Raw genomic sequence first — 23855 nt, 5'->3', positions numbered from 1 at the left:
CCCTTTTCGTCTTTGCTGGATTCATAAAATAAAGGCGTAATGCGGGATGAGACGCGTAGTTGTTACCGGTATTGGTGCTGTTACACCGCTTGCTAGCGGTGCTCAGAATACTTGGCAGAAACTGCTAAACAGCCAATCCGGGATCAAGAGCATCGACACGTTTGACGTGTCGGATATCCCTGCCAAAATCGCAGGCCTCGTGCCGCGCGGTGAGGGTGACGGACTTTTCAACGCCCAAGATCATGTCTCGATCAAAGACATGAAAAAAATGGACGATTTTATCGTCTATGGGGTTGCTGCTGCCGATCAGGCACTTGAAGATTCAGGCTGGAAACCGGAAACCGACGAAGATCAGGAAGCCACGGGCGTTCTGATTGGCTCGGGCATCGGTGGTTTGCCAAAAATCTCCGAGTCAACTGAACTGGTCAATAACGGCAAAACCCGCCGCGTCAGTCCATTCTTCATTCCGTCTTGTCTGATCAACCTTGTCTCCGGGCAGGTGTCGATCAAGCACGGTCTTAAAGGCCCGAACCATGCCGTTGTTACCGCATGTTCGACAGGCGCACATGCCGTTGGCGATGCGTCGCGCATGATCATGCTCGGCGATGCGGATGTCATGGTTGCCGGTGGTGCAGAAGCCGCTGTTTGCCGTCTTGGCATGGCTGGTTTTGCTGCGGCACGCGCCCTTTCGACCGGATATAACGACACGCCGACCGAAGCATCCCGTCCGTGGGATGAAGGCCGTGACGGTTTCGTCATGGGTGAAGGTGCCGGCTGTGTTGTTCTGGAAGAATACGAACACGCCAAGGCGCGTGGTGCGAAGATTTATGCCGAAGTCGCAGGCTACGGCATGTCCGGGGATGCTTATCACATCACCGCACCGGCCGAAGACGGCAATGGTGGTTTCCGGTCGATGCGCAATGCCATTCGCAATGCGGGTCTGAACCCGGAAGACGTCGATTATGTCAACGCACATGGTACGTCGACTCCGTTGGGCGATGAAATCGAACTGGGTGCTGTGAAGCGTCTGTTTGGTGATCACGCGCAGAAAATGTCGATGTCTTCGACCAAATCGGCAACCGGCCACCTTCTGGGTGCCGCAGGTGCGATTGAAGCAGTGTTTTCGATCCTTGCGATTCACGAAGGTGTCGTTCCGCCGACCCTGAACCTGCGTAATCCGTCAGAAGCCTGCACCGGTATCGATCTGGTTCCGCTTGAAGCAAAGCAGCGTAAAGTCAATGTTGCGCTGTCGAACTCGTTCGGCTTTGGCGGCACCAATGCGTCGCTTGTGTTCAAGGCCGTTTAAACAGCAGAGCCAACCTTAACGGGAGTTTTCCCTTGAAGCGTTTTCTGCTTTTTATTGGCTTTCTAATCATCACCGCTGCGCTCACCATTGGTGGGGCAGCGGTGTATGTTTATGTGCAATACACATCGCCCAGTAAAATGGCGCAGGAACGCGACATCATCATCCCGCAAGGGACGGGGGTGCGCGGCATTGCCGAGATTTTCCAACGCGAGAACATTGTTGAAGAACCGCTGATTTTCCTTGCCGGTGTGCGGGTTGCCCAGTTGGACCGTTCATTGCGTGCTGGTGAATATCATTTCCCGGCACGGGTCAGTCCCAAGCGGGCAGCCGAGATTCTCGCAAACGGCGATACGGTTAAACGGTTTGTCACCATTCCCGAAGGTTTGCGCTCCGGCGAGATTGTTGAGCGCATTAACTTGGTTGATGGGCTGAGCGGTGAAATTACCGATATCCCGCCCGATGGCGCCTTGTTGCCAGAGACCTATCAATTCTCGTTCGGGGATACAAAGCAAAGCATCATAGACCGGATGCGCGCGGCCCACGATGAGATGGTCAAGCAACTTTGGCCGGGCCGTCAGGACGGTTTGCCGTTCGATACCATCGAAGAGGCGGTTATTCTGGCTTCTATCGTTGAACGCGAAACAGGTGTCGCTGCGGAACGCGCACGTGTTGCCGGAGTGTTCATCAATCGGCTGAATATCAATATGCGCCTGCAGTCGGATCCGACCGTGGCCTATGCTGTTAGCCCGGATAAACGTCTTGATCGGCCATTAACCCGAACTGACCTTCGGTTTGACAGCCCGTATAATACCTATGTGACGGGGGGCTTGCCACCAAGCCCGATTACAAACCCCGGACGTGATGCGTTTTATGCCGTGCTTCATCCGGCTGCCACCACAGACCTTTATTTCGTTGCAGATGGTACGGGCGGGCACGCCTTTGCCCGTACGCTTAAGGAACATAATCGTAATGTTGCGAAGTGGCGGCGGATCAGAGACGGACAATAGACGGCCGTTTGCACACTTGAACGATCAGGAAATACCAAAGGCGGCACCTTGCAGGGATGCCGCCTTTGTTCTGTATGCATACAGGTAATTGGTTGGGTGATTTGGCGTTAATCAGCAGACGATGTTTTCTTCGGGATCTTTGATGCTGCTAAATCCAGTGCCCATTGCGGTGTGACCTTGAGCATCCCGATGATCAGGTTCATCTGCCACGGGAAGGCAATCATGCCCTTGTTGCGTTCCAGCCCACGGGCGATCTTGCGTGCGGCTTTGTCGGCCTGCATGAAGAACGGCATGGGGAAATCATTGGCATCGGTGATCCGGCTTTTGACAAAGCCCGGGCATACGACATTGACCTTGATGCCATCAGGCGCCAAGGCACCGCGTAATCCTTCGCCATAGACGCGAATGGCGGCCTTGCTGGCGCAATAGGCCGGGGCCGATGGCAAGCCGCGCCAAGACGCCTGTGATGCCACAAGCGCAACTTGACCGCGCTGACGGGTGCGCATGACCTTTATGGCAGGATCAATCGTGTTGAAGGTGCCGGCAACATTGGTGGCAAAAATATCGCGAACCTGTTCGGGACTTTCCCCCATGCCACCTGTTCCGGCTGAAATACCGGCATTGGCGATCACAAGACTAAGCGGGGCGATTTCGTCACAATGGGTAACATAGGCATCCATGGTTTCACGGACGGTGACGTCAAGGACATCGGCATAGACATTCGCCCCGGCAGCGCGGCAGTCATTTTCGACCAGTTGCAGGCGTGTCTGGTCGCGTCCGCTGATAAACAGCGTAACGCCTGTGCGCGCAAAATGGCGGGCAAGTGCGGCGCCAATGCCGGAACTGGCACCTGTAATCAGAATGGCGTGGTACTGAAAGGACATTGTTGCTCGTACTTGGTTTAAAGTTTCAAACTGTTGATTTTCGCGGAACATGCTGCAGCAATAGGGCAGCATTATGAAATGCGGGCAATACATACCATATTGTCGATATCATAGGACGTATCTGTGTTGACCCTTGGCGAGGCAGGGGGCAGTCGTTATAAACGCCCAAACACGAAATCAGACTGGATGAAAGAATGACCGTTTCAAGCATGACCGGCTTTGCCCGTACCGATGGCGCGGCTGATGGTTTCGGATGGACCTGGGAACTGCGCAGCGTCAATGGCAAGGGGCTTGACGTCCGTGCGCGCCTGCATGGCGGTTTCGACCGTCTTGAGGCCAAGGTGCGTGACGCGGTCTCTAAACGCTTCAAGCGCGGGAATATTGGGGTTACGCTAAACGTTCTGCGCTCAGCTGATACCAGTGCCTATACCGTGAACCGGGAATTGCTGTCTGAACTGGTTTCATTGGCTGAGGAATTTGATGCCAGCAGCAGCCTTTCAGCCGGTACGATTGCTGATCTGATGAATGTGCGCGGCGTTCTGGAAGCCGTTGAAGCGCAAGAAGATGAAGCAACCCGCGATGCGCGCGATGCTGCGGTTTTGGCAAGCCTGAATGATGCAATTAACCAGATGGCGGCACATCGTGCGGAAGAAGGCACTAAACTTGATGCCATGTTGCGTGGCCATATTGACAATATCGAAGCCACGGTTGCCCGGGCCGAGAATTGTGAAACAGCGCGTTCTGATGCGATCAAGCAGCGCCTGAAACGTCAGGTCGAGGAGCTGATGGACGCCGGGAAGTTTGAGCCCGAACGTCTGCATCAGGAAGCAGCCCTTCTTGCGACAAAGGCCGATATCCGCGAAGAAATTGACCGCCTTAAAGCGCATATTACAGCAGCACGCGATATGCTGGCCAAAGGGGGATCGATCGGTCGGAAGCTTGACTTCCTGTGTCAGGAGTTCAACCGCGAAGCCAACACTCTGTGTTCAAAGGCCAACGATATCGAACTGACCAATTGCGGTATGGAGCTTAAAGTGATCATTGATCAGCTTCGTGAGCAAGTTCAGAACGTCGAGTAAGCGGGCAGGGAAGGAAACGCGATATGAGCGATCAACACAACAACCGTCGCGGCGTGATGCTGGTGTTTTGTGCCCCGTCCGGTGCCGGTAAAACCACTATTACCCGTCAGTTGCTTGAAAAGGATGACCGGATTTCGCTTTCGGTATCGGCAACCACGCGCGAAGCCCGCCCGGGTGAAGAAGAAGGCACACATTACTTCTTCAAGTCGGTTGATGATTTCAAGCATATGATTGCTGATGATGCGTTGCTCGAATGGGCGGAGGTCTTTGGCAACTACTATGGCACGCCAATGGCCCCGGTTGAGAAGGCTCTGTCCGAAGGTCGTGATGTCCTGTTTGACATTGACTGGCAGGGAGCCCGACAACTGCGTGAAAAAGGCGGTGATGATGTGGTTTCGGTCTTTATCCTGCCGCCATCATCGGCCGAGCTGGAACGTCGTCTGCGCGATCGTGGGCAGGACGCAGATGATGTGATCATGAAACGTATGGCAAAGGCCGGTGCGGAAATCAGCCATTGGGAAGAATTCGACTATGTTCTGATCAATGATGATCTGGAACGGTGTTTGGCCGATGTTGAACATATCATCGGTGCAGAACGCATGAAGCGTGCCCGTCAATCCGTCCTGCCAGGCTTCGTCAAAAAGCTTCTGACCGACTGATCTTGAGATACGAAAATGGCTGCTTTACGAAGCAGCCATTTGGTCATGGATTTGTGTCAGATGTACAAAATCAGCAACGCTGAGTTCTTCGGCGCGTGATGTTTCGGTGATCCCTGATTTTTCCAGCAACTCCCCAACATTGATGTTGAGAGTCTTTAGGCTTGCGCGCAGCATCTTGCGGCGCTGGCCAAAGGCGGCTTGAGTGATTTTGGCAAGGCTATCAAGGTTGATATCAGTGCCACGGTCTGCCTTGGGCCGCAATTGAACGACCGCAGAGGTCACTTTGGGCGGTGGGGTGAAGGCACTGCGGTGAACATCAAACAAAATGTCGCAATCACATAAATATTGGCACAATACCGAAAGACGACCATAGGCCTTGCTTTTCGGGCGCGCAACAACCCGCTCGGCGACTTCTTTCTGGAACATCAGGGTCAGGCTGGCAAATTGATCGATTTGCATGAGCCAGCCGATCAAAAGCTGCGTTCCGACATTGTATGGCAGGTTGGCAACAATTTTGCGCGGTGCCGGGCCAAGGGCAGTGACATCAACATCAAGTGCATCGCCATCAATCACATGCAGTGCATCGGGGTAATGATTGCTGATTTGCTCCAGAACCGGTTGGCAACGTGGATCACGCTCGATCACAGTCAGATTGGTGGCCCCGTTATACAACAAGGCACGGGTCAATCCGCCCGGACCAGGGCCGATTTCAATGACTGTTGATCCTTCAAGCGGGGCGGCAGCGCGTGCAATTCGCCCGGTCAGGTTCAAGTCGAACAGAAAGTTCTGCCCGAATTTCTTTTGCGCAGACAGGTTGTGGGCCGCGATCACGTCGCGAAGCGGCGGAAGGCCATCATTGGCAAGTTTGCCGGCTGTTTCGTTGTCTTCTGACACGTGGGTCAGGCTCCTGTCTCAAGGCGTTTTGTTGCCATTTCGGCAGCCATTTTCAAGGCTGCAATCAAGCTATCCGGACGGGCGATGCCTTTGCCCGCGATATTAAGGGCCGTGCCGTGGTCTGGTGATGTTCTGATAAATGGCAATCCCAGCGTGACATTTACACCACCATGAAAATCAAGCGTCTTGACCGGTATCAGGGCCTGATCATGGTATGGGCAAAGCGCAACGTCGTAGTTGGCGCGTGCTTCGGCGTGAAACATTGTGTCTGCAGGCAAGGGGCCAATGACATCAATGCCTTCACCGCGCAACTGGGCAACTGCCGGGGCCATGATGGTTTGTTCCTCGGTTCCCATTGTCCCGTCTTCGCCGGCATGTGGGTTAAGCCCGGCAAGTGCAAGACGCGGTTTTGCAATCCCGAAGTCTTTTATAAGGGATTTGGCCGTGATTTTACATCGCCTTACAATCACTTCGGTGGTCAGTTGTTCTGGTACTTCATGCAGGGCTATGTGGATTGTCAGCGGCACAACGCGCAATTGGCTATTGGCCAACATCATGACCGGGACTGTGTTGGGGCCCGCCAAATCTGCCAGAAACTCTGTATGGCCCGGATGTTTGAAACCGGCGGCATATAGAGCGCTTTTTTGAATTGGGTTGGTTACAACAGCACTTGCGCTACCGCTTCTGGCCAATTCAACAGCCTTTGTGATGCTGTCGATGACGATGCCTGCTGTTGCCGCCGAGGCAACACCCGATACGACTTCATCATTGCCAGACGCAAGTTCCAGAACGGGTAGGGCGTGATCAAATATGGCAGTGGCTTCATCAATGTTGCCAACGACTTTAATCGGCACATCGAGTTCCAACTGGCGGATTGTGTTTTTCACAATGTTTGAGGGTGACAGCAAGCAAAATGGCGCAATGCCATCCTGCTTTCGACGCAGCCAAGCATTCACGGCGAGCTCCGGCCCAATGCCGCCGGGCTCCCCGATTGTCAGGGCGATTGGCGCGATTTCTGTCATATTCTCGCGGTCCTGCTGTCGGGATTAAATCCGGATATCAATAAATGCCTGGCGACGCAGTTCGCGCAGTTTACGGCGCGCAAGGATATCCAGACGTTCCATCATCAGCCGGTTCTCGATGTCCTGTCGGTCAGGCAGATTGCTTTCTTCGACCTTGTTACAGATCATGACCAAAAGCGCACCGCCATCGACACGCACGATTTGGGATGGTGTACCTACATTCAGATTGCCAACAGCCTGTCGGATTGGTCCCGAGAGCTCGCTTGGTGAAATTCCGGTCATCTCGCCGCTTAGCTCAGAACCCAGATCTACAGCAACATTTGCCATGGCTTCGCAGCTTTCCGCTGTTTCCTGCGTATTCTGAAGAACCGCAATTTTAGCATCAACCTGGTCTTGAGGCATGTCGCTATTGATCGGTACGAACAACTGATAAAGGTCAAGGCGCGTGTCGGTGATGGCATTTGTATCGCCGACACGGCGATCAAGTAGTTTCAGGATGTAGTAACCACGGATGGTCTGGACGGGGTCGCTGACATCGCCAGGCTGGAGCTGATTGACGACTTGCTGCAGATCACTTGCCATCTCACCGGCATAAAGCCACCCCAGATCCCCGCCATTTGCTGCACTCGCACTTGCGGAGAACTGTTGTGCAAGACCGCTAAAGTCTGCCCCTTGCTTAAGCGCACCAAGAATTTCCCGAGCCGTTTGATAAACGCGGGTACTGTCCTGCGGGTTATCGACCGGCAGGAAAATTTCCTGCACACGGTTTCTTGGCTTGCCTTGATTGTTTGTGATCTGCTCAAGGTTATCGTCGATCTCTGCGTCGGAAATTTCAACGTCGCGACGCATTGTCCGCAAAAGCTTTTGCCATGCAACTTGCGGGCGGATTTGGTTTTCTAAGGTTTCCGGGGCAATTTGGCGTTGCGCCAGATAGGAATCAAGCATCCCGTCCGGAAGGCCTGCATTTTGTTCAATGATTGATTTTCCACGCGCAATATCTCCATCCGTGACTTCGATACCGCGACGCTCTGCTTCCTGAAGCTGCAATTTTTCGTTGATCAATTGCTGCAAAACCTGCGGCGCCATTTCGTTTGAACGCTGCTGCGTCATTTCGATATTCGAAGATACGGCAACCAGTTTGATGCGTTCGACAAGGTCAATCACTGAAATTGGATCGTCATTGACGACTGCAGCGACACCAACAGGGGACTGTGCTTGTGCAGCGGACGTGACGAAAAGGAACATCACGGCACCAAGCAAAGTACCAAGTTTCTTGGATGAGGAGATCGAAAATTTAAGAATCATTTTTGCTTATAATCCGGTTGCGGATTCGAATTCGCCCAAGGTTTTGAAGACAAGACGGAAGAGGAATTCATCAGATTCACCCAAGTCTTGATCCTCATAGAAGGTTCTACGAATACGGCCATCGAAGATAAAGCATTCATCCTCATATACGAAACCAATGCCGTATTCCAATGGGTCTGATTGATCAACATCATATCGTCCATACGCTCTGCCAGACCAATACTGGTTGAATTGACGCTGTGCCTGGAAATAGAATTCTTCTCGCTCGTCAAACTCTTCACTGCCTGCATCATCGGTGAAATGCACATAGGTCGTGTTGATACGTATTGTATCCATCGAGCCTGCACTTGCCGTGACTTGGTTCCGGCGCGCGGAAAAGTCATCGTTAGAGAGGCGATAGCGATAGGTCAGGTCGAGATAACTGTTCGGAGACACTGTTACCCGGCCCACATAGTCCGAAAGATGTTCATCAAGTCCGGAGCCGGTTGCAAATGTATCGTTCTCATTTGCCCGGTAGCTTTGGCCGAACATGGCACTTGTGTAGCCACCTTGAGGGCCATAAACCCCCCATTCAAGGCCATAACTTGCTCTAAAGCCGTCTTCTGCGCGATCTAGGCCGCCAAACCTGTCGTGTGAAAACAGGTTAATGTCATCCAATTCAAATGACTGGGAGTCCTCATTGGGAATTTCTTCAGGGTTGCCGCCGTTCGGAGACCAGGCAGCCATGGCGATTGGCGTGATTACCTGTTGGTAGTTGCCTTGGTTGCTCACGAATGGCATTTGCCAGTCGATTGCAGCAAGGGGCAACAGCCGTCCTGTATAACCGCTATAGTTTTCCTTATCGGTGCGCGAGACATCAGATACCAGATAGTTATCACTGCGCAGTGAAAGGCTAAGTTTCGTCACATCGCCCATTGTGCCAACGTGTGGAAGTTCCCATCCGGCTGTTGCCGACACACGGTGCGAATTTGTACCCTCATCGCGTGTCAAAGAGAGACCATCCAAGTCAAGCGTTGTAACACTGCCATATTTGGCCGGCGCGGATTGCCCGTGAAATTGAAGATGAGGAAGAACAATGGGGGTCGTGTCCCTGTCATCATCTTCTTTCAAGCCCTGGAAATAGTAGGCATCAGCACGCGTATAGCTTGCGCCCCTGAACCCTTCTGTAAACAGGTTCGATGTCAAGACAGACGGTGATGAAAACCCATAGCGCGAGAGATAAGTTTTCTCGGTAGCCTGTTCTGCATCAAACCCCCAGCGCCAAGTTGGATCAATATCAAAGCGACCTTCGGCGTCAATATGACCTTGCCAATCATCGTTGCTGTCGTTCGTCACACTGCTTAAGACTTCCATCTCACCGCTATCAAAGCGTTGCCTGTACTCAGTCGACAGAAGTGGCCCCTCATCCGTGGTGTAGGTGGGGGTGAAGGTCATATCTTTGCTTTTGTCGATGGCCCAGTAATAAGGTTGGCTAAAATAGCTGCCAACATAACTGGTACTGCCAAATGACGGTGCAAGCAGACCAGACTGTCTTTTTACCGTGGGGTCAGGGTGCTGTAAGTACGGTGTATAGAGTACAGGGACACCGGCAATTTCCAGCCGCGCGTCCTTATATTCAACTGTTTTGCTGTTAGCATCATGTAAAACGCGAGCTGCGCGAATGCGCCATAATGGTGTGGCGCTACTGCCTTCGTCTTCACAGACTTTGCATGGGGAATAAACGGCTTTGGCGATTTCAGTGAAATTTCCGCCGCTGCGGCGTGCGCCGGAACCGGCAATGCGTGTGTTCTCATCAAGGATAACATAGATATCTTTGACGATGCCTTCCTTGAAATCGCCGCTCAGTTCGACATAGCTCGCGAAGGTCACCTCACCAGTTGGTTCCGTGATGCTGACATTACCAGAGGCTGTCAGCGCATCCTGAGACTGGTCGTAACTAACCGTATCGGCAAGCAGGATGCGGCCTTCACGCACAATTTCGACATTGCCGCGTGCAGTAACGGTTTGGAGGTTGCGGTTATAGTCCACCTCGTCAGCACTAAACAGAATAGCGGGATCTTGCTGCGGCGTTTCGGAACCGGCGGTTTGGGCTGCTGCCATATGTGATGACACCATCATCCCGGCAATAAGCACGCCGCACCCCAAAATAGTGCTGGATGCCAGTCTTTTTATCATTCCCCCCGCCATGACCATCAATCAGCCATCCTCAAGATGTAGCAATGTGGAAATCCCCAATAACAACGAAATGCCAGCCGGAGCCCAAGCCGATAAAATCGGAGGGATTCCGCCAGATACACCCAAAGCGGAAATCACATCCGTGCAGAAATACAAAATAAAACCGGTTGCAACACCACCACCGATAACAAGCGAAGCCCGTCTGCGTCGAGAAAATTTAAGGCAAAATGCTGCGGCAATGAGAACCATGGCACATAAAAGCAAGGGGCGGGACAGTAAGCTATGGAAGTGAATTTGATGTCGTGTTGCGTTGAAACCAGCCCGTTCGAGCAATGTTATAAATGGTTTCAGATCCCAGAACGACATCGTTTCGGGGGACGCAAAACTGTCCTGAATTTTGCGTGCGGTCAGGTTGGTGGGAAGCATAAGTTCATCGGAGAATGTGCTTGGCTGACCAGGAACGAACGTCCATGCGTCGTAGAAGTGCCAGGTCCCGGGTTCAAGCACAGCACGTTTCGCATCAATCCGGGTTGTGAAATCATCTGCATCCTCAAAGCGGAATATGGTGACGTTTTGCAAATCAAGCATATCGCCTTGTTGGCTGCGAACCGAGCGCGCATAAATCACCGCTTGCCCGTCCTGAGTTCCCTGACGTAGCCATAAACCACTCGAAGAAAGGTTCATCACGTTGACATTATTTTGCAGGTAACGTGCTTCAAGGTTTTCGTAGCGCTGCAGTAAAATCGAAGAAAGCGGATTTAATGCTGCAACCTGAACACTTCCCAGAATTAATGCGCATAGGAACGGCGGCAACAGAAACTGCCAGGCAGAAACGCCAGCAGAACGCGTGACGATCAGTTCCTGATTGCCGGTAAGCTTCCAGAAGGAAAACATGGACCCAAAAAGCACAGCAAAAGGCAGAACTTTTTCTGTCATGAACGGAATGCGGCTGGTTGCCATCTGAACGACAATGCCAACGGTTGCATCGGGTTTTCCGCCTGCGCGTCTGAGAAGCTCAATCGTATCACCGATCAGAATCAACCCAATCAGAAGCAATAAAATAGACAGAATTGAGATCAGGACATGCTTCCCGAAGTACCAGGTTAGAAGCGGAGATATCCTCATGCCTCTACCTCTTGATTGGTTGCCTGTCGTGCTTTGATGGCGGGGCCCCGGAATGTCCAATAAAGTCCAGCTACAATCGGAATGAAAGCGTTGGCATACATCAGCGTCACCAATGCCGGGTTTTTGGCGGCAAGGTTCTTGATTGCAATGCCGGTGACCTGACAAAGAACCATGACACCAATCGCAATCAGCAGCCGTCCTGTTTGGCCGCGCCTTGAGAAGCTGCTGGAAACAAGTACGGCCAGCGCAATACTGGCAAATGCAATGGCATTGAGTGGTGAAATCAAGCGGTCATGACCTTCGGCGCGAAATGCATTGATGTCACGCCGATGGATATCGGGATGGACACCTGTCAGTAAGTTATAAACCCCACGTTCGCGGGCTTCCTGATATCGCAGGCCAGGTTCTGATGAGCTCTGGGCAATGTCGACGGCATACCGATCAAAATACAGGATCGACATGGTGCCATCATCGTCGTTCACTTCTTGTCGGTTGCCATCCAGCAATACAATTCGTGGCCCTTCATCGGTACGCACCAACGCGCCATTTTTTGCCATCATCGTGGTTTGGGCGTCGGGATCACGGGCATCATGCACCAGAATGCCAAGCAATTCATTGTCCCGTCCGACTTCGCGCACATAAACCGTCAGGCCGTCAATGTCTGTAAAACTGCCTTCCTGCAATAGAACGGAAGAAAAATCGTTCCGGATGGAAAACTGCAGTTCCTTGAATTTTTCGTAGCTGTAGGGGAGGTAGAAGAGCGTGAGAAAATAGCATACCGATGTCGAAAGCAGCGCAACCATCAGTGCGGGTTTGGCCAGCGACCATTGGCTAAGGCCCGTCGCTCGCATAATGATGAGCTCACGGTCTTGAATAAGCTTGTTGTAGCTAAATACAATAACGAAAAACAGTGCGATCGGGATGATGATCGTTAGAAAACTTGGCAAGAGCAACGATGTCAGTTGCAGAAACACAGTGATCGACAAACCCCGATTCACAATCATTTCCACAAACCGCAAGCTTTGCGACAGCCAGATGACACACAGAAGACCCAGTGTCACAAACACCATCATGATCAGCTGCTGTTTAAGCATATATCGGGTTAAGCGATTCATTGGGCGGATTATAGAGAAGCAATCGAAAACCGAAACAGGAAATTGTCGTCAGAGCAGGTCAATTGTTACGGAATTTCCGAATGTTGATCTGTCCTGATGACAAAGATCGGAAGGGTTGAACAGATGGGGGCGAAAGGCCCACACCAAAGTCAAATTCTGGAGCAATGGTGCAGGCCGATCGTCGGAAAAGACAACGGCGAAATTGTGACGCGTTCAATGCAATGTTGCGTTTTTGCAGTTTTCGATCTGAGTTGCCATAAAGGCCGCCTCTGGCAAAAGCTGCGCAAAGAAGAAATCGCAGCTCTTCGATTTGGCCGTGCGGAAGTCATCAGGTAATTCTGTGTTGGTGGTGACCGCTTGCAGGGACTGCAACATCAGCCAGCCTGATATACACAGGGCTGCCTGGCGCAAATATGGTGTCGCCAGTGCTTGCGCCATGTCGCCATCCGCAGCGCAGCGATCCAGAACGGTTGCTGTGGACTGTTTAAGGCCTGCAATGGCGTTACCGAGTTGGCCTGATACATGTTTAAGGTTTGTTGCAGCAACACTGTTCCGGGCATCTTCAATGCTTGCAGTGATCTCATCGATCAGGAGGTTGAGAGTGCCCGCCTGATCACGCAAAACCTTGCGCCCGATGAAATCAAGCGCCTGAATACCGTTCGTCCCTTCATAGATCGGCGCAATACGCGCATCACGAAGATGTTGGGCAGCACCCGTTTCCTCAATAAAGCCCATGCCACCATGCACCTGAATGCCAAGCGATGCATTATCCACACCAAGGTCGGTTGCCCAACCTTTGATCAGTGGAATTAGAAGGTCGGCACGGGCCTGAGCGGTCGCGCGGGAGTCTTCGTCAGAAAGATGGTGCGCCAGATCAAGTTGGCTCGCACCATAAAGTGAAAGCGCGCGCGCAGCATCTGTCGAAGACCGCATGCGCATCAACATACGTTGCACATCACCGTGTACGGCGATTGGGGCTTCTTCACCAGTCTTGCTGTCGCGCCCCTGTTTTCGGGTGGCTGCATATTCAAGGGCCTGTTGATAGGCACGTTCGGAGATAGCAACGCCTTGTTGCCCAACGGCAAGCCGGGCGTTGTTCATCATGGTGAACATATAGGCAAGGCCTTTGCCTTCTTCGCCCACCAGATGGCCGGTTGCGCCATCTTTGTCGCCAAACTGCAAAACAGCCGTGGGACTTGCGTGGATTCCCAGTTTGTGTTCAAGCGAGACGCAGGTCACATCGTTGCGCGCGCCAATATCACCGCTGTCAGATACCAGATATTTGGGAACGATAAACAGCGAAATGCCTTTCACCCCTGCCGGAGCGTCCGGTGTGCGGGCCAAGACAAGATGAACGATGTTATCGGTCATTTCGTGATCGCCATAGGTGATAAATATTTTCTGCCCCGATATCGCATAGGTGCCGTCATCTTGTCGGATGGCGGTACTGCGCACCTTTGAAAGATCCGAACCCGCTTGCGGTTCGGTCAGGTTCATCGTGCCGGTCCATTCGCCAGACACTAACCGCGATAAATAAAGTTCGCGCTGTGCGGGGGTGCCATGGGCTGAAAGGGCTTCAATTGCACCTGCAGTCAGCATCGGGCACAGGGCAAAGGCCATGTTTGAGGCCTGCCACATCTCTGCCACTGCAGCACCAAGCAAGATCGGCAAGCCCATCCCGCCTTCGTTTTCAGGGGCAGATATGCCTTGCCAGCCACCTTCACAAAATTGGGCATAGGCTTCTTTCCAGCCATTAGGCGTGCGCACTGTGCCATCTTCAAGCAGCCGCGCGCCTTCCTGATCACCCGCACGGTTTAACGGTGCAAGTACAGAAGATGCAAATTTTCCGGCTTCTTCCAGAATGGCATCAACCAGATCAGGGCTTGTTTCGCCAAAAGGCGGCAAATGGGTAACGGTATCCAGCCCGATTACATCATGAATCAGAAACCGGATGTCTGAGATGGGGGGCGAAAAATCGCTCATGAAAAAAGACGTCTCCCTAAAACTGTGAGCCGCCCGCTCGGAACAGTCAGCTTTTTACCGACTTTGTTTGTTGGGCAAAGCATAACGGGGCAGGCGCGCAAGATCGAGTCTGTTTCGCCGCACGTATCTAAGCAGCCATTGAACATTGGTTGAAGAGAGCGTTCAAAACTGCCGACACTGGCAAATTGGCAACACGAGTCCGATATGTTGCGAAGAGCTGACGTCTTAAAAAGTTCGTGAGTTTTAACCCTAATATACGCCAAGGGGTCGCCATTCGAAAAAAGGCAGGCTAGACTTGTGTGATAAATGCCAGTGTACCCTTGCGGTTTCGCATCTGGTCACAAAGCCAAAAGGACAGGAGCAGGCTGTTGCTGCGTAAAGGATTATTACCAATTTTGTTTGCGGTGCTGATTTCATTCGCCGGGACAAGGTTGGTCGCCTGTGCCGGGCCCGCCTGGCCGAGCGACGAAGAGCAAAGATTTCTTGATGCGTACCGTAGCAGCGTTACCGCAGGTGCGAGTGATCAGCAATTTGCCCATGCCGACAAACTTTATGTCGAGGCGCTTCAGGTCTTGTCTGAAACCTATGTCGAACAAATTGATCGCATGGCGTTTATCGATAGCAGCATCGCAATGCTTGATGACCTCGAAGCTGAGGATACATCGCCGGTTGGCGTGGTGGGTGCCGTGCTTGACGACAGCCTGCACGACCTTGATCCCCATAGCGCCTATATGACAGACGATATGTTCCGCCGTCTTCAGGAAAGCACAGAGGGCAGCTTTGCCGGGGTGGGTATTGTCATTGCGCTTGATGATGAAAAACGCATTCGGATTGTCTCGCCGATTGACGATACGCCTGCCGCACGGGCCGGTTTGCGCCCCGATGACCGGATCACGCATATCGATGGATTCCACATGGTCGGCGAACCAATTTCCGAGGCAGTGCGCCGCATGCGTGGGCGTGTTGGCGATCCGGTTACCCTGACAATCCAGCGGGTCGAAGACAGCTTTGAGGTGACGGTCAAACGTGCGCGGATCGAAGTACCGTCTGTCACGGCAAGCATTATTGATCAGGATATTGGTTATGTCCGTGTATCGCGTTTTGACGCGACCACACTTGACCAGACACAGGAATATCTCAGCGAACTGGAAGACAGGATCGCATCACCGCGTGGCATTATTGTTGATTTGCGCCGCAACCCCGGCGGGCTTTTGGATAGTGCAGCTGATATTGCCGACCAGTTCTTGACCGAAGGTCTGATCGTTGCCACCGAGGGGCGCGGCGAACGCAAGCTGCGCAGCTATGAGGCAGATCGTTCTGATTTCTTTGAAGAAGTGCCCATGGCAATCCTGCTTGATCGCGGGTCTGCATCGGGGGCGGAACTGATGGCAGCTGCTTTGCGTGAAAACGGGCGCGGCATCATCATTGGCGAGCGGTCCTTTGGCAAAGGATCAATGCAGCGCATCATGCCGCTGACGTCGGGCGGTGGTTTGAAAATTACGACCGGTTATTACACGACACCGGAAAACCATATCGTTCAAGGCCACGGTGTGGTTCCCGATATCGAAGTCGTGCTTGCCGATGCCGAAGAATTTGAACGTGAAATTGACCTGGAGCACGCGTTGCCATCGCGCCGACGCGATCCGCGGCAGTCTTTGGCGACGCTGGATGCGACAACCTGCGAACAGGACATCGAAGTGGAACGTCTTGGTAAATCCAGTCGGGACAATCTTGAAAGCAACCTGGCAGAAGAAGGCGGGGAAACCTATCGGGACTCCGTTCTTGAATGTGCGGTTGGGTATTTTGACAACGGCCCACTGGCCAATTACCGAAATCAGGTGGAGCCATTGCTGCGCGCAGGGCTTTGATTTAACGCGTCCAAACGAGGCATAAATAACAAAGCGCGGCCCAAATGGGCCGCGCTTTGCGTTTCAAGAAGTGTGTTGTCAGGCGGTTAGCCGCGTGCGAGCAGGTCAATCAGACTGGATGTATCCCAGCGATTGCCGCCGCGTTCCTGCACCTGGGCATAGAACTGATCGACAAGGGCCGTCACCGGCAGGCGCGCACCATTGCGTTTGGATTCTTCAAGGCAGATGCCAAGATCCTTGCGCATCCAGTCAACAGCAAAGCCAAAGTCGAATTTATTCTCGACCATGGTGCTGCCGCGATTTTCCATCTGCCAGCTGCCAGCGGCACCTTTGGAAATCACATCAAGAACCTTTTCCATATCAAGGCCGGCTTTCACCCCGAAATTGACGCCTTCGGAAAGTCCCTGAACCAGACCGGCGATACAAATCTGGTTGACCATCTTGGTCAATTGGCCTGCACCACTTTCGCCCATCAATTTACAGGATTTGGAAAACGCATCAATCACAGGTGCGGCGCGATCAAAGGCAGCCTGGTCGCCGCCGCACATTACGGTCAGAACACCGTTCTCAGCGCCCGCCTGACCACCTGAAACCGGGGCATCAATAAAGGATACGCCGGCCTCCTTGGCAGCCGCATACATTTCGCGGGCCACATCAGCCGATGCGGTGGTGTTGTCAATCAGGATAGAACCCTTGTCCATGCCCGCAAACATGCCGGTGTCGCCGAGCATCACACTACGCAGGTCATCGTCATTGCCAACACAGGAAAAGACGAACTCGGCACCCTTGGCGGCCTCAGACGGTGTGGGTGCGGATGATCCGCCATATTCGGAAACCCATTTTTCCGCCTTGGCAGCGGTACGGTTATAGACGGTAACGTCGTGACCTGCTTTTTGCAGGTGACCAGCCATCGGGTATCCCATGACACCCAGACCGATAAATGCACATTTTGCCATTGCTTGCCTCCCAGCGAATTAATTTGATCCAGTAAAGGTTGCAGGGGACGTATTGTCAATGAACGCAAATGTGACCGGGGCAATGTTTTCACGATCTGGAAGACCAGAGGTTGAGGATATGGCTCAGTCCTCGTCGAGTTCCTCGGCAACGCTGTGAATGATCCTTCGGTCATAAACAAGGATTTCTGGCCGCTTTCCGGGATAGTCAAACTGCGCCAGATAGAAACGAATGGCGTTGATACGCGCGCGCTTTTTGTCATCCGACTTCACGATCACCCACGGGCTGTCCGTGGTTGAGGTGTGGAAAAACATATCTCGCTTGGCCTCGGTGTAGGCATCCCACAGGTTCTGGGATGCCAGATCAACCGGGCTGAGTTTCCATTGTTTCAACGGATCGGTTTGGCGCTGTTTGAAGCGACGTGCCTGTTCCTTCTTGCTGACCGAGAAATAGAACTTGGTCATGTGAATCCCCGACCGGATCAACATGCGTTCAAGTTCGGGTACAGATTGCAGGAACTCGCTAACATCAAACATGCTGCAAAATCCCATGACCCGCTCGACCATGGCCCGGTTGTACCAGGACCGGTCAAACAGCGTCATTTCCCCGCCACTTGGCAAATGTTCGATATAACGCTGAAAATACCATTGGGTAAGCTCGCGGTCATTTGGTTTGCCAAGGGCAACAATGCGCGCGCCGCGCGGATTAAGGTGTTCGGTAAATCGTTTGATCGTCCCGCCCTTGCCTGCAGCATCGCGCCCTTCAAAAATAATCAGGGATTTGAGGTTCTCCTCCTTGATCCAGTTTTGCAGCTTCAACAGTTCAATATGAAGTGGGGCAATCAGTTCAAGATACTGCTTGCCGCGCATCTTCTTTGCCCGTGCTTTCGGGTTCAGGTCGATGTCAGGTGGCAATTGGTCGGTTGGGACGGTGGCGGGATCTTGGTGCTTTGTGCGATCCCGGGACAGGGGGTGATCATCAATTCGGTCCATGGTCATGTTTTCGGAATCCAGCAGAAACCTGTCTTTGGATTCGCTATCAAGCGTGGCAAGGCTGCTTGTCTTGTTGGCGGCAGAACGGCTTTTGGCGGTGCGGCGTGTCGCATCGGTCACCGTATCACCCTTGCGGGGTCTTTCGGATTTTCGCGTTGTTTTCTTCTGTGACGTCATAAGCCTGCCCCGCGTGTTGTGACCAAACATGGGTGTGATTTTGCGGGAACAGGCGAACGACCGCAATGAAATGGATCAAACAATCTGGGAATGAAGCAATGACCTGCAGATGTAACAAAACCCGGTCAATGACAGGGCATCGACCGGGTGCGTCAGGTTGTGTGGTGGCACGAAGGGTGGACCTGCCTTGTGCATAAGACCGTGGGGGGCGGTGCAAGGCAGATCCGGTGCAGGGTTAACGCAGTTTGAAAGACTGCCGATATTCTTCTTCAGCCTGAGCACGGGTGATACCAATGTCTGCTAGCTGGTGATCTGACATCCTAAGCAGCATCCGACGTTCTTCACGAACGGCAAGCAACCGTACAACGTGGTTTGAGAACTCATTCAGGCGGCCAAAAACCTTGGCAATAAATGTGCGCATGCTTGCTTTGGGCTGGCGCTCCACGGCAGACGGAGCAGGGCTGAGTGAATAAGCCATCATTCTCTCCATAGGTTAATATTGCTAATGCAATGTTTGCTGTTGAACCCATTGTGCGTATATATTTCCGCAAGAACAAACGAGTATTTCTGACCAAACGGATTAGAAATATTAATCCATAAATTTGGAGTGATGCTGATGCGGCTGCCCCCCTTGCAATCCCTTCGCGCTTTTGATGCCGCCGCCCGTCATTTGAGTTTTACCAAGGCCGCAGAAGAACTGTTTGTGACCCAAGGTGCGATCAGTCAGCAGGTTCGTCAGCTTGAGGAATACCTTGGTTTCAAGTTGTTTCATCGCTTGCCCCGTCAAATCCATCTGACACAAGAAGGTGCGCAACTGGCCCATGCGACCAGTGCCGGATTCTCACGCATTGCAGAAGAAATCGAACGTCTGATGCGGGTCGAAGAAACCGGCGTGGTAACCGTCAGCGTTTTGCAAAGCTTTGCGGTAAAATGGCTGGTGCCGCGTCTTGGCCATTTTCGCGATGCCTATCCCGATATTGATGTGCGCATTCATGCCGATGACAGACTTGTGGACCTGCGGACCGAGGGAATTGACCTTGCGGTAAGGTTTGGCAGTGGAAATTATCCGGGGTTAAATTGCGAAATGCTGATGCGTGATGAATCTTTCCCGGTCTGTAGTCCGGCCTATCTGGAGGCCAACCCCGGGCTAAAGGAGCCAAACGATGTGGCTGGCCATCAGTTGCTTCATGACGCGACGACCTTTATTGACCACCCACATGCTGCCGATTGGGAATTTTGGTTAAATGGCGTTGGTGCCAAAGGTGTGGATGTCAGTCGCGGGCTTCGGTTTAATTCCGGCGATATGGTTATTCAGGCTGCCCTGATGGGGCAGGGGATTGCAATGGCCCGCACAAGTCTGGCGGCCCTTGATCTTGCCGCAGGCAACCTTGTGCGCCCGTTTGCGCAAACCGTCGCATCAAGCGGGGCCTATTATCTGGTGTATCCCGAAGAACATCTGCGGCGCCCCCGCGTGAAGGCCTTCGTGAGCTGGCTTAAGGAAGAAGTCGCCCAGACCCTGCGCGATATTGATGAGGACGACGTAATAGCACCTGAATGAGACAATGCTTGTTATGGAGCGACGTGGCGTTAGATCAGCCCAAGGTCGCGCAATTCGTCGGCCATGTCATCTGGCAGGGTTTCGGTGCCGCCGCCCTGTTGATCATCGGGCGGGCATTTGTCATCTGTAAGGTAACGCCACCCCTGAAAGGCACGGTGCGGGTAGGGTCGGGTGGCGATCAGTTCGTCATCAAGGACGATCCGGCAATATTTGGTGCCTTCTTCATTCACGAACTCTTCAAGGTCGATGATCTTTTGCCGACACCGGATCGCGCCCTTGATCACCCAATATATTGATCCGCCATCAAGAATTTCTGCCTTGCGCTTTGGCGTCATGCGGGTGGTGTGGAAAATCCGCCCGTTCATGGCCTGAAAATAGGTTTGCCATTCCTTCAGGCTTTCCGGGCTGTCTGTTCCGACGCTTAATTTGATGATGTTCAGGGGCATATGAGGCGGTTTCTTGTGCGGTAATGTTTCATGACTGATGAGGTAAAACCCGTACGCGGAGCGGTCAATAGCGGATTATTAAAACACATAAAAAATGTAGTTTATGGTATTTCACAAAAAAACTTGACCAATACAGGTTAATCAGCCAAATTCTGGTGCAGAAAAGGTCCGCCCGCAGGACCAAACCCGAGAGATTTACAGGCTGAGAGAACCGAATGTCCCTGCAAGTTGTCACGGCAAACCGTCTGGATGACGGGTTGGTGGTGTTCCTGACCAGTGATGGTGGCTGGAGCGAAAACATCAATGATGCCCGCATCGCCGAAGGCAAGGAAGCCGCGAATGCGCTTCTGGCCGAGGCAAGTGCACCCGAACTCGATGTCGTGATCGTCGGGCCGTATCTGATTGATGTTGAACAGCAGGACGGTGGGCTTGTTCCGACAAAATACCGCGAAGTTTTGCGCACCAAAGGTCCGAGTGTCCGCGAGGACCTTGGCTATCAGGCGGTATAAGGAGACTGACCATGTATCGTTATGACGATTTTGACCGCCAGCTTGTTCTTGAACGGACCGAACAGTTCCGCGAACAGGTAAAACGCCGCCTTGCCGGCGACATTACCGAGGAACAGTTCCGCCCGCTGCGCCTGATGAATGGTGTCTATTTGCAGCTCCATGCCTATATGCTGCGCGTTGCCGTTCCCTATGGCACGCTGCGCGCTGATCAGCTCCGTCAGCTTGGCATGATTGCGCGCAAATATGACAAGGGCTATGGTCATTTCACCACGCGCCAGAATATCCAGTATAACTGGCCAAAGCTTGATGAAATTCCTGATGCGTTGCTCGATCTTGCCAAGGTCGAAATGCATGCGATCCAGACATCGGGCAACTGCATCCGCAATACCACGACCGATCAATATGCCGGTGCGGCAGCCGATGAAATTGAAGATCCGCGCCCCTATTGCGAACTGATCCGTCAGTGGTCGACCTTCCATCCGGAATTCACCTATCTTCCGCGCAAATTCAAGATCGCCGTGACCGGATCGCCAAATGACCGTGCCGCGGTCAAGGTCCATGATATCGGTCTTCGCATGCATCAGAACGATGCGGGTGAAACCGGCTTTGAAGTGATGGTTGGCGGTGGCCTTGGTCGGACGCCGTTTGTCGGCAAGACCATTCGCGAGTTTATCGGCAAGAACGATTTGTTCTCCTATCTCGAAGCCATCCTGCGTGTGTATAACCGTTTTGGCCGTCGTGATAACAAGTACAAGGCGCGTATCAAGATCCTCGTTCACGAGGAAGGCATTGATAAAATCCGCGAGCTTGTCGAAGAGGAATGGGCGCAGATCAAGGACGGATCACTTCGCGTTGATGATGCGGAAATCGCCCATTACATCGAACAGTTTGCGCCGCCGGCGTTTGAGGCGCTGTCTGATGATGATGCCGATTTCGAACGTCACAAGGCCGAAAACCGTCGTTTTGCCAACTGGGTGCGTTCGAATGTGATCGAACACAAGCAGCCGGGATATGCGATTGCCAATGTTTCATTGAAGCCGATTGGCGGCATTCCGGGCGATGCGACCGATAGCCAGATGGAACTGGTTGCCGATCTTTCGGAAAAATACAGCTTTGGCGATGTGCGGGTGACCCACGAACAGAACCTTGTTCTGCCGCATGTCAAAAAGGCTGATTTGTTCGCCGTTTGGAGTGAACTGGACAAGGCCGAGCTTGGTACCGCCAACCTTGGTTATGTGACTGATATCATTTCCTGCCCGGGGCTTGATTATTGCGCGCTTGCAACTGCGCGTTCGATCCCGCTGTCACAGCGCATTTCCGAACGTTTCGGTGATCTTGATCGCCAGCATGATATTGGCGAGCTTAAAATCAAGATTTCCGGCTGCATCAATGCCTGCGGCCATCACCATGTCGGGCATATCGGTATTCTTGGTCTCGATAAACGGGGCAAGGAATTCTATCAGATCACGCTTGGCGGTGATGCCAGCGAGGATGCCGCGATCGGCAAGATCGCCGGTGCCGGTTTCTCAGAAGCCGAAGTGGTCGATGCCATCGAAAGTCTGGTTACCAAATACATTGATATCCGCGAAAGCGGTGAGCGGTTCATTGATACATACCGTCGTGTCGGTATGGATCCGTTCAAGGAGGTTCTCTATGGCGATCGTTAAGAATGACAGCGTGATCGAACAGGAATGGATCACGGTTGACGCCGAAGGCGACCTTCCTTCCAGTGATGAAAACCTGATCGTGCCATTGGCGCGGTTCAAGGAAGAACGCGATGTGCTTCTGGGCCGCAACGGTGGTCTTGGTGTGCAGCTCAACCCCGGTGATGCCCCGGAAGATCTGGCGGATGATCTTGATCGCCTGTCGATCATTACGGTCAATTTCCCGGCCTATACCGATGGCCGTGGATATTCATATGGTCGTGTGTTGCGTGAACGTATGGGCTTTACTGGCGAGCTTCGCGCAGTCGGTGATGTGTTGCGTGATCAGATTTTATACATGCACCGTTGCGGTTTTGATTCCTATGACCTTCAGGTCGAAGGCGACGTTGCGCTTAACAAGGTACGTGCCGCGCTTAAGGAGATGTCGGTCTATTATCAGCCGACCGGTGATGGGCGTGTGACTGCGCAATCCTTGCGCGAACGCCGCCGCGCTGTGTTGCAGTCCTAGACCGCGTTTCGCGATTACCTGATCTTTTTGAAGATTGCCCGATCCTGTCGTGCTGGCGCAGGTCGGGCAATTTTTGTTTTGGGGCGTTCGCGATTGGAAACCAGGCTGAACGGGGGATCTAACCCCGGTCTGGCGGGGTAAGTGTCATCAAAAGGCACGGACCCTCGACAGTGTCATATTCCCGCCCGGCAACAAAACCGATGGACTCATAGCAACGGATGGCGCGTTCATTATCAGGTGCCGGATCAATGCCGATCATTGGGGTGCCGCGTTCGAACAATTGCATCGTCAGTATTTTAAGAAACATTCGACCGTGCCCGCAGCCCATCATATCGGGCACACCGATAAAGCTGTCAATACAGCGGGAAAGTGGGGGCAGGGGATCAAAATGCGCCTGCGGCCATTGATGGACGTCGTAATGCTGGGCAAAGGCAAAGGGGCGATTGCGGTATGATACGATCAGTGTCGCGATCTCGGCCAGTTCGACATCTTCGGAAATCAGTTCAAGTTGCTCTGCCGGGTCGCCCCACCAGCGGACAACCTCGGGCAGATGCAGCCAGCGGCCAATCATCGGCAGGTCGTTTGGGGTTGCCCGTCTGAAGCTGTATTTTGACGGGCCCATCCA

The 23855-nt window shown here is 52.9% G+C and carries 22 protein-coding genes; 9 read left to right on the top strand and 13 right to left on the bottom strand.

Features of this window, described 5'->3' with window-relative positions:
- Positions 1 to 46: 46 nt before the first annotated feature.
- The gene (gene fabF / locus JF44_RS0103770) at positions 47 to 1306 is read left to right on the top strand and encodes a beta-ketoacyl-ACP synthase II (RefSeq protein WP_033067598.1); all 1260 of its coding nucleotides are present in this window, start codon (positions 47 to 49) and stop codon (positions 1304 to 1306) included.
- 32 nt (positions 1307 to 1338) lie between these two features.
- Positions 1339 to 2313 carry an endolytic transglycosylase MltG gene (mltG, locus tag JF44_RS0103765; protein ID WP_033067597.1) on the top strand — a complete coding sequence of 325 codons (975 nt, stop codon included), beginning with the start codon at positions 1339 to 1341 and terminating at the stop codon, positions 2311 to 2313.
- A 107-nt stretch (positions 2314 to 2420) separates the two neighbouring features.
- On the opposite strand, the gene JF44_RS0103760 is transcribed toward mltG, so the two are convergent.
- Positions 2421 to 3197, bottom strand: a complete 777-nt coding sequence (locus JF44_RS0103760; RefSeq protein WP_033067596.1) for an SDR family NAD(P)-dependent oxidoreductase — start codon at positions 3195 to 3197, stop codon at positions 2421 to 2423.
- Positions 3198 to 3391: 194 nt separating this feature from the next.
- On the opposite strand from JF44_RS0103760, the gene JF44_RS0103755 reads away from it, so the two are divergent.
- On the top strand, positions 3392 to 4276 hold the full coding sequence (locus JF44_RS0103755; RefSeq protein ID WP_033067595.1) for a YicC/YloC family endoribonuclease: 885 nt from the start codon (positions 3392 to 3394) through the stop codon (positions 4274 to 4276).
- A 23-nt stretch (positions 4277 to 4299) separates the two neighbouring features.
- A complete protein-coding gene (gene gmk, locus JF44_RS0103750) occupies positions 4300 to 4935 on the top strand; it encodes a guanylate kinase (RefSeq protein ID WP_033067594.1) in 636 nt (211 codons plus the stop codon).
- Positions 4936 to 4959: 24 nt separating this feature from the next.
- Here the strand turns inward: gmk and rsmA are convergent, their stop codons facing one another.
- From rsmA to JF44_RS0103715, 7 genes are all read right to left on the bottom strand, one after another.
- Complete coding sequence (gene rsmA, locus JF44_RS0103745) at positions 4960 to 5829, bottom strand: 16S rRNA (adenine(1518)-N(6)/adenine(1519)-N(6))-dimethyltransferase RsmA (RefSeq protein WP_033067593.1); 870 nt, start codon at positions 5827 to 5829, stop codon at positions 4960 to 4962.
- Between the two features lie 5 nt (positions 5830 to 5834).
- Positions 5835 to 6851, bottom strand: coding sequence for a 4-hydroxythreonine-4-phosphate dehydrogenase PdxA (gene pdxA / locus JF44_RS0103740; protein WP_033067592.1), 1017 nt, complete (start codon positions 6849 to 6851; stop codon positions 5835 to 5837).
- Between the two features lie 24 nt (positions 6852 to 6875).
- A complete protein-coding gene (locus tag JF44_RS0103735) occupies positions 6876 to 8156 on the bottom strand; it encodes a peptidylprolyl isomerase (protein ID WP_033067591.1) in 1281 nt (426 codons plus the stop codon).
- 6 nt (positions 8157 to 8162) lie between these two features.
- Positions 8163 to 10349: an LPS-assembly protein LptD gene (locus tag JF44_RS0103730; RefSeq protein WP_033067590.1), complete on the bottom strand. Its 2187-nt coding sequence runs from the start codon at positions 10347 to 10349 to the stop codon at positions 8163 to 8165.
- Between the two features lie 3 nt (positions 10350 to 10352).
- Positions 10353 to 11456: an LPS export ABC transporter permease LptG gene (gene lptG / locus JF44_RS0103725; RefSeq protein ID WP_033067589.1), complete on the bottom strand. Its 1104-nt coding sequence runs from the start codon at positions 11454 to 11456 to the stop codon at positions 10353 to 10355.
- On the bottom strand, positions 11453 to 12571 hold the full coding sequence (lptF, locus tag JF44_RS0103720) for an LPS export ABC transporter permease LptF (protein ID WP_238318364.1): 1119 nt from the start codon (positions 12569 to 12571) through the stop codon (positions 11453 to 11455). Before lptF ends, lptG begins: the two co-directional genes overlap by 4 nt.
- Positions 12572 to 12784: 213 nt before the next feature.
- Positions 12785 to 14554, bottom strand: coding sequence for an acyl-CoA dehydrogenase (locus JF44_RS0103715; RefSeq protein WP_033067588.1), 1770 nt, complete (start codon positions 14552 to 14554; stop codon positions 12785 to 12787).
- Between the two features lie 368 nt (positions 14555 to 14922).
- On the opposite strand from JF44_RS0103715, the gene JF44_RS0103710 reads away from it, so the two are divergent.
- Positions 14923 to 16422 (top strand): S41 family peptidase, encoded by a 1500-nt coding sequence (locus JF44_RS0103710; protein ID WP_238318363.1) that lies wholly within the window; start codon positions 14923 to 14925, stop codon positions 16420 to 16422.
- A gap of 86 nt (positions 16423 to 16508) precedes the next feature.
- Here the strand turns inward: JF44_RS0103710 and JF44_RS0103705 are convergent, their stop codons facing one another.
- From JF44_RS0103705 to JF44_RS0103695, 3 genes are all read right to left on the bottom strand, one after another.
- Positions 16509 to 17378, bottom strand: coding sequence for an NAD(P)-dependent oxidoreductase (locus JF44_RS0103705; RefSeq protein ID WP_033067586.1), 870 nt, complete (start codon positions 17376 to 17378; stop codon positions 16509 to 16511).
- A gap of 123 nt (positions 17379 to 17501) precedes the next feature.
- Complete coding sequence (gene ppk2, locus JF44_RS0103700; RefSeq protein WP_033067708.1) at positions 17502 to 18545, bottom strand: polyphosphate kinase 2; 1044 nt, start codon at positions 18543 to 18545, stop codon at positions 17502 to 17504.
- 235 nt (positions 18546 to 18780) lie between these two features.
- Positions 18781 to 19023, bottom strand: a complete 243-nt coding sequence (locus JF44_RS0103695; protein WP_202901475.1) for a DUF1127 domain-containing protein — start codon at positions 19021 to 19023, stop codon at positions 18781 to 18783.
- 138 nt (positions 19024 to 19161) lie between these two features.
- On the opposite strand from JF44_RS0103695, the gene gcvA reads away from it, so the two are divergent.
- Positions 19162 to 20103, top strand: a complete 942-nt coding sequence (gene gcvA, locus JF44_RS0103690) for a transcriptional regulator GcvA (protein ID WP_052065435.1) — start codon at positions 19162 to 19164, stop codon at positions 20101 to 20103.
- A gap of 29 nt (positions 20104 to 20132) precedes the next feature.
- On the opposite strand, the gene JF44_RS0103685 is transcribed toward gcvA, so the two are convergent.
- Entirely contained in the window at positions 20133 to 20549 is a 417-nt protein-coding gene (locus JF44_RS0103685; RefSeq protein WP_033067583.1) for a DUF1489 family protein, read from the bottom strand.
- A gap of 215 nt (positions 20550 to 20764) precedes the next feature.
- Here JF44_RS0103685 and JF44_RS0103680 point away from each other — a divergent pair, with 215 nt between their 5' ends.
- From JF44_RS0103680 to JF44_RS0103670, 3 genes are read left to right on the top strand one after another with little or no spacing between them, the layout of a single operon-like run.
- On the top strand, positions 20765 to 21058 hold the full coding sequence (locus tag JF44_RS0103680; protein ID WP_033067582.1) for a DUF2849 domain-containing protein: 294 nt from the start codon (positions 20765 to 20767) through the stop codon (positions 21056 to 21058).
- Positions 21059 to 21069: 11 nt separating this feature from the next.
- Positions 21070 to 22725 (top strand): nitrite/sulfite reductase, encoded by a 1656-nt coding sequence (locus JF44_RS0103675; protein ID WP_033067581.1) that lies wholly within the window; start codon positions 21070 to 21072, stop codon positions 22723 to 22725.
- The gene (locus tag JF44_RS0103670; RefSeq protein WP_033067580.1) at positions 22712 to 23230 is read left to right on the top strand and encodes a DUF934 domain-containing protein; all 519 of its coding nucleotides are present in this window, start codon (positions 22712 to 22714) and stop codon (positions 23228 to 23230) included. The genes JF44_RS0103675 and JF44_RS0103670 overlap by 14 nt, the downstream gene beginning before the upstream one ends.
- 118 nt (positions 23231 to 23348) lie before the next feature.
- Here the strand turns inward: JF44_RS0103670 and JF44_RS0103665 are convergent, their stop codons facing one another.
- A complete protein-coding gene (locus JF44_RS0103665) occupies positions 23349 to 23852 on the bottom strand; it encodes a GNAT family N-acetyltransferase (RefSeq protein ID WP_033067579.1) in 504 nt (167 codons plus the stop codon).
- Positions 23853 to 23855: the final 3 nt, after the last annotated feature.

The sequence above is a fragment of the Thalassospira australica genome, assembly GCF_000763295.1.
Taxonomy (GTDB): domain Bacteria; phylum Pseudomonadota; class Alphaproteobacteria; order Rhodospirillales; family Thalassospiraceae; genus Thalassospira; species Thalassospira australica.
The sequence above is the reverse complement of the archived record's forward strand: the minus strand, read 5'-3'. Positions and strand labels throughout refer to the sequence as shown.

Excerpts from the sequence above, each read along its gene's own strand:
- fabF (WP_033067598.1), top strand. The coding sequence starts at position 47 with ATGAGACGCGTAGTTGTTACCGGTATTGGTGCTGTTACACCGCTTGCT.
- JF44_RS0103760 (WP_033067596.1), bottom strand. The coding sequence starts at position 3,197 with ATGTCCTTTCAGTACCACGCCATTCTGATTACAGGTGCCAGTTCCGGC.
- JF44_RS0103755 (WP_033067595.1), top strand. The coding sequence starts at position 3,392 with ATGACCGTTTCAAGCATGACCGGCTTTGCCCGTACCGATGGCGCGGCT.
- gmk (WP_033067594.1), top strand. The coding sequence starts at position 4,300 with ATGAGCGATCAACACAACAACCGTCGCGGCGTGATGCTGGTGTTTTGT.
- pdxA (WP_033067592.1), bottom strand. The coding sequence starts at position 6,851 with ATGACAGAAATCGCGCCAATCGCCCTGACAATCGGGGAGCCCGGCGGC.
- JF44_RS0103735 (WP_033067591.1), bottom strand. The coding sequence starts at position 8,156 with ATGATTCTTAAATTTTCGATCTCCTCATCCAAGAAACTTGGTACTTTG.
- JF44_RS0103730 (WP_033067590.1), bottom strand. The coding sequence starts at position 10,349 with ATGGTCATGGCGGGGGGAATGATAAAAAGACTGGCATCCAGCACTATT.
- lptG (WP_033067589.1), bottom strand. The coding sequence starts at position 11,456 with ATGAGGATATCTCCGCTTCTAACCTGGTACTTCGGGAAGCATGTCCTG.
- lptF (WP_238318364.1), bottom strand. The coding sequence starts at position 12,571 with ATGAATCGCTTAACCCGATATATGCTTAAACAGCAGCTGATCATGATG.
- JF44_RS0103715 (WP_033067588.1), bottom strand. The coding sequence starts at position 14,554 with ATGAGCGATTTTTCGCCCCCCATCTCAGACATCCGGTTTCTGATTCAT.
- JF44_RS0103705 (WP_033067586.1), bottom strand. The coding sequence starts at position 17,378 with ATGGCAAAATGTGCATTTATCGGTCTGGGTGTCATGGGATACCCGATG.
- ppk2 (WP_033067708.1), bottom strand. The coding sequence starts at position 18,545 with ATGACGTCACAGAAGAAAACAACGCGAAAATCCGAAAGACCCCGCAAG.
- JF44_RS0103695 (WP_202901475.1), bottom strand. The coding sequence starts at position 19,023 with ATGGCTTATTCACTCAGCCCTGCTCCGTCTGCCGTGGAGCGCCAGCCC.
- gcvA (WP_052065435.1), top strand. The coding sequence starts at position 19,162 with ATGCGGCTGCCCCCCTTGCAATCCCTTCGCGCTTTTGATGCCGCCGCC.
- JF44_RS0103685 (WP_033067583.1), bottom strand. The coding sequence starts at position 20,549 with ATGCCCCTGAACATCATCAAATTAAGCGTCGGAACAGACAGCCCGGAA.
- JF44_RS0103680 (WP_033067582.1), top strand. The coding sequence starts at position 20,765 with ATGTCCCTGCAAGTTGTCACGGCAAACCGTCTGGATGACGGGTTGGTG.
- JF44_RS0103675 (WP_033067581.1), top strand. The coding sequence starts at position 21,070 with ATGTATCGTTATGACGATTTTGACCGCCAGCTTGTTCTTGAACGGACC.
- JF44_RS0103670 (WP_033067580.1), top strand. The coding sequence starts at position 22,712 with ATGGCGATCGTTAAGAATGACAGCGTGATCGAACAGGAATGGATCACG.
- JF44_RS0103665 (WP_033067579.1), bottom strand. The coding sequence starts at position 23,852 with ATGGGCCCGTCAAAATACAGCTTCAGACGGGCAACCCCAAACGACCTG.